The sequence below is a fragment of the Acidiphilium sp. PM genome (assembly GCF_000219295.1).
GTDB lineage: Bacteria > Pseudomonadota > Alphaproteobacteria > Acetobacterales > Acetobacteraceae > Acidiphilium > Acidiphilium multivorum.
The window spans coordinates 1-6,111 of sequence record NZ_AFPR01000572.1; the positions used below are offsets into that span (position 1 = coordinate 1).

Genomic DNA, 6,111 nt, shown 5'->3' on the forward strand with positions numbered 1-6,111 from the left:
GCAACCGGTCCCCGCGCTTGGACACGCCGGCGCTGTGGTCGATTTCGCCGGACTGGTTGCGTCGGGGCGTAAGTCCGAGATAGGCGCCGATCGAGCGTGAGTGCCGGAAATGCGCTGGGGCCTCGACGGCGGCGCTGAAGCTCGCGGCAACCACTACGCAGACACCCGGACAGGTCATCAGCAGCCGACATGTCGGGTCGGCCTTGACCGCGGCCATCAGCTTGCGGTCGAGTACGGCGATCTGATCGCGGACGGCGCGCCAGGCCGCAAGCAACGGCTCGACCATGCCGGCGACCTCGGGCCGGTCCTCCAGCGCGATGCGTACCTTCGCTTCGAAGACGCGTCCGGCCCCGCCAGTCGCCCTCAGCCCAAACGTCTTCAGCGTGCTGCGGATCTGGTTCGACAAATCGATTGAAATGCCGACGAGTTGTGAACGGGCACCGACCAGACGGCGCATGGCGTGTGCGGCCCAGCCTTTCACTCGAGCCTCCCGATACCAGCCAGTCCGGACCAACTGCGCCAAAGTTTCAGCGTCGTGTGCGTCAGTCTTGTTCCGCTGCAACGCTGTCACCACGCGTGCATGGCGCGCATCTAGGCAGATCACCGGAAAACCGAGATCCTTGAGCGAATGGTAGAGCCACGGCGCCAACTGTCCGGTCTCGAGCCCGACCCGAACGAGTTCGGGCGCATGCCGGCGCAGGGCCGCGGCGAGCACCTCCGGCTCGCTGGCCCTCTTGCCCCGCCAGACCAGCTTCCCGTTGTCGTCCACAATGTGAATGGCGGTGTCTTTGTCCGAAACGTCCAGTCCTGCGTAGTGCGCCATGATTGCCTCCCTCGGCTCCAACAAGCGGACCACCCGCTCGCATCGCGCCCCAGTTTGACAGATCAAACCGCCGGATCGCGATCACCGCATGTCGAGAGGTTCTTCGCCTGGATTAACCGCAACCGACGGCTGGCAAAGGATTTCGAGGCCAAAATCGAAAGCGCCGAGGCCTTCCTCTACGCCGCTTCCAGCATCCTCTTGCTACGCAGGTTGGCTCGTTAAAAAAACGATTCGAAATGGACTCTGAGGCAGACCACTTATTCCACACCGAAAGACAGATAGCGTCGGTCTGCGAAAACGAACCGAGTCATCACCCATTGAAATTGCTAAATTATATTTTAATATCCGTCTATAAATAAATACAGAAATTCAAGATGCTTTCAGATGGACAATCAGAACGGGACAATATCGTCCAGAACCTGCTGACCATATCGCGGTGATTGTTCACCGCTTACAATACCTCGGCCGCCATACGAAATTCTGGCTTCCGCCAACTGATTGGATTGTATTGTATTATTTCCTGAAATGTCTTGTGGACGACAAATACCTGAAACAGTCAGAACGCGTAGTTCGTGATTCACACGCATCTCTTGCCGGGCTACCACGACAAAATTACCATCTGGCAATACTTGCGTGATCTCGCCCGCTAAGGACAAAGAAACTGATTCGTTTCGCTGAATTTGCCCGGTTCCGGTCGAGTTGCCTGCACTGGAAAGAGACACCAGACTCGATGGGTTTACCGATTTGCCCAGAACACGGGGAATCAGACTCTCCAGGCCAAAAAGATTTGGTACGCCCAGGGATTCTGAGCCTGTACGTCCAAGTGTGGTCTGATCCTTCAAAGTTGCGGCATCGTTGATATTGATCAAGATGGTGATGATGTCACCCACCTGCGAAGCTCGTTGATCCTTGAAGAAGGCACGCGCCCCACGGCGCCATAAGCTATCAGGTTCCGTTGGTGCTCGTCTGAGCGGCGGCATCGGCATGCTCACCGGACGCCATGATGGTGCCTTTGTCGGATTCGTGATCGGCGTCATCGGCGGCGCATGGCCAACATAGGCAAGATTGGAGAAGGTGCCGCAACCTTCGAGCAGGGATACAAGGCCGAAGGCTGCAAGCCGGAAGAGGTGTCGACGGCTTCCCGCGCAAACCATTTTGGAAAGCTCAGCCACTTTGTCCTACCATGCGGTTATAATAAGAAATTGTCCCGCTCTGAGGCATTGGGCGGCTGCCAGGGATGACGTGAGCGTGATTTTCACCGTCTATCACAGCCTGTACCACCTCGTGTGAACTCGGATTCAGAACTGGAATCACGGCGCCTTTCGGACCAGCAGCCAGGGCAACGCCCTCGGCCGTTACTTCAAGGCCCGGCATTTCCACTGCGAGGTTTACTGTTGCTCCTCGGTTTACCATCATGACCTGCGCAACAACCCTTTTGCTGAGAGGGGTTCCGGCAGCAATTCGACGGTCAACCTGCATACCTAGAGCATCCGCGGCTTGGGTTAATGTGCCTTGAGGTAGCGCAGCTCGGGCCACCCATGACATCTTCACGTCGTTGATCGTGACGATCTCTCCCGGTTCCAGGGTGCGGCGAGCGACAATTACGCGCTCTGCCTGTGCAGCGATACCTGAGAGCTCGAAGCTTTCCGGTTTCATTCCTCGGGCATTTAGAAGAACAACGGCATCGAACTGCCCGTTCACTTGATCGTAGCGAATATTGTTGACGACGACATGTGGTCTCGTTCCGGGTGGAACCATCGGCAAGTTGGTTGTACCGAGTTGCACAACGAAGTGGTTCGGTGCGTCTGCGCCCAACAACAGCGGGCGCAGTGCCCGGATGATGAAGGACGGCTTGACGGGAATGCCTGACCTCTCGATAACCACGGCGTTATCAGAGCCGTCGTCTTTCCATTTGACGCCATATTGGTGTGCGATCGCTGCAAGTTGAGTGCCGCCGACTTCGATTCTCTGGCCAGGCGCAGGAGCTGACCCCAGCACGTCCTTGGCATGCGAGCCTGCATCGTTGAAGAGATCCTGAAGTTCGACAACCGGACGATCTATTGAAACGATCCCTCGAGGCGATGGTGCGGCCAGGGAGGTACGCGCGACGAGGCTGGCCATGATAGACATGACCATGACCGCATATCCGGTTGAACGAGGCATTTTGCGATCCTCAGAGTTGTGTCAGTGTAGACAGCATCTGGTTTGTTGCGGTGACAACCTGGCTGTTCATGTCATAAGCCCGCTGGGCGGTTATGAGATCTGTGACTTCGCTGACGACATTCACATTCGAATTCTCGACAAAGCCTTGCATGACTGTTCCGAAGCCCGGAGCGCTGGGAGCGCCTGTAACTGGATTTCCCGAGGCCGCAGTCTGCAGGAAGAGGTTACCGCCCTGCGCGGCGAGACCGGCATCGTTCGGGAAGACGGCGAGCTGCAACTGTCCCACCGTTTGCGGGGCCGTCTGGCCGGGGAGCGAAACCTGGACCTGACCTGAAGCATTGATGGTGACATTCGTTGCATTGGTCGGAATCTGGATGCCAGGCTGGACGACATAACCGTCTGCGGTAACGATCGTGCCGTTTGGCGACAGGCCGAACGTACCGTCGCGCGTATAGGCCGTCTGGCCGGAAGGAAGGGTGACCTGGAACCACCCATTACCGGAGATCGCCATGTCAAGCGTGTTGTTCGTCTGCTGAAGGTTTCCCTGTTGGTCGATCCGGTAGATTGCAGCAGTCTTCACACCGAGGCCGATCTGGGTGCCGGAAGGAACGATCGTGCCCGCATCCGAACTGTTCGAGCCAGCGCGCCGCAGATCCTGATAGAGCAGGTCCTGGAAGGCGACTCGCTGGGCCTTGTAGCCCGTGGTCGTCATGTTTGCGATATTGTTGGAAATGACTTCCACATTGGTCTGCTGGGCCTGCATGCCCGTTGCCGCGATGTCGAGTGCGCGCATTCTTGCTTTCCTGTCGGGGGAGTGGGTATCAGCTGGTCGTCGCACCCAGAATCTGGGAGATGGCGGTCTGGCTACGGTTCTTCTCGGAAGCGAGGAACTGGGCAAGCATCTCGTAGTTCCGGCTGGCCTGGATCATGTTGGTGATCTCGACAACCGGTTGGACATTGGATTCTTCGATGGCCCCCTGCACGATCTGTGGATTGGGATCGGGAATCGGGGTTGTCGAGGCCTTGAAGAGATTTCCGCCTTGCGCTGTCAGCGACTGCTGATCGGGGACGGTCACGACGCCGACCTGCCCGATAATGCCTTGTGGTGTGCTGATCGTACCGTCGGCAGCAATTGTCAGAGTGCCGCTCTGTGGTGGTACGGTGATGGGCTGGCCGTTCGTGCTGAGCAGACTGTATCCGTTGGCGTTGGCGATTGTGCCATCCGGCATCAGGTTGAACTGTCCGTCTCTGGTCAGACGGGGACCGTTCGGGGTCTGCACAGTGAAATAGCCGCCGCCGGGCAGAGCCAGGTCGAGAGCGTTACCTGTGTTGCGGATCGCGCCCGGCCGTTCGTCACGCCAAGTCCCGTTCGATTGTGTGTAGGCAAGCGTCGATCCGCCGGGAGGCGCTGTCACATTGCGCATGTGATCAAGCCAGGTCGTAGAGGCGAGATGCATCGACTCGTAACCGGGCGTCGAGACGTTGGCGATGTTGTTCGCGATCACGTCGACATTGCGCGATGCCGTGAGCATGCGCGAAAGAATGATCGTGCTGGTGTTTTGCATCCTGTCCTGTCACCCTTTTGGGACATCACGAGCGGTCGTGCATGGCGACAATGGCGCTGAAAGCTTAATGAACCGCTAAGCGGCGGAACAAATTCGCCCAGCCGCCATCGCGATACCCGGATTGACGCCGCCCTAAAAAAGAACAAAATAAGAACAAAGGACAAGATCATGACCAGTGTGGCGCTCTTTTCCGGTCTGCAGTCCCCGGAGATCCGACCGGGGACTGTGCATGAAATCGCCGGCGATCAATCCATCGTGAGTTTCGCGGCCCTGCTGCTCGGCCGCACGCGGGGGGCGCCGATCTGCTGGGTCGGCAGTTCGATCGATCTCTACCCGCCAGGGCTTGCCGGGCTGGCGCTCGATCCCGGCCGGCTCGTCATGGCCGAGGCGGAGCGGGAGGAGGACCGACTGGCGCTGCTCGAAACCGCCCTAGCCGGCGGCCTGCATGCGGCCGGGCCGGTGGCGCGGATCTCCCGCCTCGCAGTGCGCCGCCTCGCGCTGGCGGCACGGCGGGGCCAGGCTGTCGGGCTGGTGCTGAATATGGGAAAGGCAAGTGACTCTAATGCGTTCGCGACGAGATGGCGGATTGGCGCAGAACCCTCGGGGCCGGATGGCGCGCGGCGCTGGCGAGCCGAGCTGCTGCATGCGCACGGCGTGCCGCCGGGCTCCTTCGGCCTGGAGCTAGGCCATGACGGCGCGACGTATGCTTTCGATCTGGCTGGCGGCGGGACTGCCCGCCAGCAACCTCTCAGACACGCCGGCTGAGCAGGCCCTCGCGCGGCTCGCACTGCGCTGCCAGGCCTTCACGCCACTGGTGGCGCTGGACCCGCCGGACGGTCTTCTGCTCGACATCACCGGCTGTGCCCATCTCTTTGGCGGCGAGGCGCAGCTGTGCGCGCGGATCGGCGCCATGCTGCCCAGTGCCCTTGTGGCGATCGGCGCCACCGCAGCGGCGGCACGGGCGCGGGCGCGGCACGGCATGACGGCGGGCACCAGACTCGACGCTCTGCCGGTGACAGCACTCGGGCTGGACGCGCCGGTGGCGCGGCGGCTGCACCGGCTGGGCATCAGACGGATCGACGCGCTGGCGCGCCTCTCGCGCGGCGAGATCCGGGCCGGTTTCGGGGAAGACCTGCTGCTCAGGCTCGACCGGCTGCACGGACGGGTAGCGGAGCCTCTGCATTTCCTGCCGCCGCCGGCCGCGTGGCGCGAGGCGGAATCACATCACGACCCCTTGCTGACGGCCGAACAGCTCCGCGCAGCGCTCGCACGGCTCGTCATCCGGCTCTGCGACAGGCTGGAGGCGGCCGAATGCGGGCTGACGGTTTTGCGGGTCAGGTTCCGGCGGGTCGATGCGCGGGTGATCGGGGAGACGATCGGCTTCGCCGCCCCCGCCCGCGATGCGCCGCATATCTGTCGGCTACTGGCCGAGCTTCTGAACCGGGTCGATCCGGGATTCGGCGTGGAAGGCCTGGAGATCGAGGGGGAGGTAGCGTCGCTGCCGGCCGGGCAGCCGGAGCTGGGCGGCGCTGTGCGGCCGGATCACGCCCGTACCTTCGA

The 6,111-nt window shown here is 60.9% G+C and carries 7 protein-coding genes and 1 pseudogene; 3 read left to right on the forward strand and 5 right to left on the reverse strand.

Annotated features, from left to right (window positions below):
- Window positions 1-823, reverse strand: an 823-nt coding sequence (locus APM_RS18610) for an IS110 family transposase (protein ID WP_007424942.1), incomplete at its 3' end; no start/stop codon positions are given.
- A gap of 90 nt (window positions 824-913) precedes the next feature.
- On the opposite strand from APM_RS18610, the pseudogene APM_RS22115 reads away from it, so the two are divergent.
- Window positions 914-1,045 (forward strand): annotated as a pseudogene (locus tag APM_RS22115) (IS5/IS1182 family transposase); the annotation flags it as partial.
- 170 nt (window positions 1,046-1,215) lie between these two features.
- Here APM_RS22115 and flgH read toward each other — a convergent pair.
- Genes flgH through flgF form a run of 4 tightly spaced genes read right to left on the reverse strand, consistent with a single transcriptional unit; the run spans window position 1,216 to window position 4,551 of the window.
- On the reverse strand, window positions 1,216-1,977 hold the full coding sequence (flgH, locus tag APM_RS20965) for a flagellar basal body L-ring protein FlgH (protein ID WP_007424944.1): 762 nt from the start codon (window positions 1,975-1,977) through the stop codon (window positions 1,216-1,218).
- Between the two features lie 10 nt (window positions 1,978-1,987).
- Entirely contained in the window at window positions 1,988-2,986 is a 999-nt protein-coding gene (gene flgA / locus APM_RS20970; RefSeq protein ID WP_007424945.1) for a flagellar basal body P-ring formation chaperone FlgA, read from the reverse strand.
- 10 nt (window positions 2,987-2,996) lie between these two features.
- Window positions 2,997-3,779 carry a flagellar basal-body rod protein FlgG gene (gene flgG / locus APM_RS18615; protein ID WP_007424946.1) on the reverse strand — a complete coding sequence of 261 codons (783 nt, stop codon included), beginning with the start codon at window positions 3,777-3,779 and terminating at the stop codon, window positions 2,997-2,999.
- Between the two features lie 28 nt (window positions 3,780-3,807).
- Complete coding sequence (gene flgF, locus APM_RS18620) at window positions 3,808-4,551, reverse strand: flagellar basal-body rod protein FlgF (protein ID WP_007424947.1); 744 nt, start codon at window positions 4,549-4,551, stop codon at window positions 3,808-3,810.
- Between the two features lie 168 nt (window positions 4,552-4,719).
- Here flgF and APM_RS18625 point away from each other — a divergent pair, with 168 nt between their 5' ends.
- Window positions 4,720-5,316 (forward strand): ImuA family protein, encoded by a 597-nt coding sequence (locus APM_RS18625; protein WP_241763218.1) that lies wholly within the window; start codon window positions 4,720-4,722, stop codon window positions 5,314-5,316.
- Window positions 5,240-6,111 (forward strand): DNA polymerase Y family protein (locus APM_RS18630; RefSeq protein WP_138919275.1); only part of this gene is annotated, 872 nt, incomplete at its 3' end. The genes APM_RS18625 and APM_RS18630, both read left to right, overlap by 77 nt.

Excerpts from the sequence above, each read along its gene's own strand:
- flgH (WP_007424944.1), bottom strand. The coding sequence starts at position 1,977 with ATGGTTTGCGCGGGAAGCCGTCGACACCTCTTCCGGCTTGCAGCCTTC.
- APM_RS18625 (WP_241763218.1), top strand. The coding sequence starts at position 4,720 with ATGACCAGTGTGGCGCTCTTTTCCGGTCTGCAGTCCCCGGAGATCCGA.
- flgF (WP_007424947.1), bottom strand. The coding sequence starts at position 4,551 with ATGCAAAACACCAGCACGATCATTCTTTCGCGCATGCTCACGGCATCG.
- flgA (WP_007424945.1), bottom strand. The coding sequence starts at position 2,986 with ATGCCTCGTTCAACCGGATATGCGGTCATGGTCATGTCTATCATGGCC.
- flgG (WP_007424946.1), bottom strand. The coding sequence starts at position 3,779 with ATGCGCGCACTCGACATCGCGGCAACGGGCATGCAGGCCCAGCAGACC.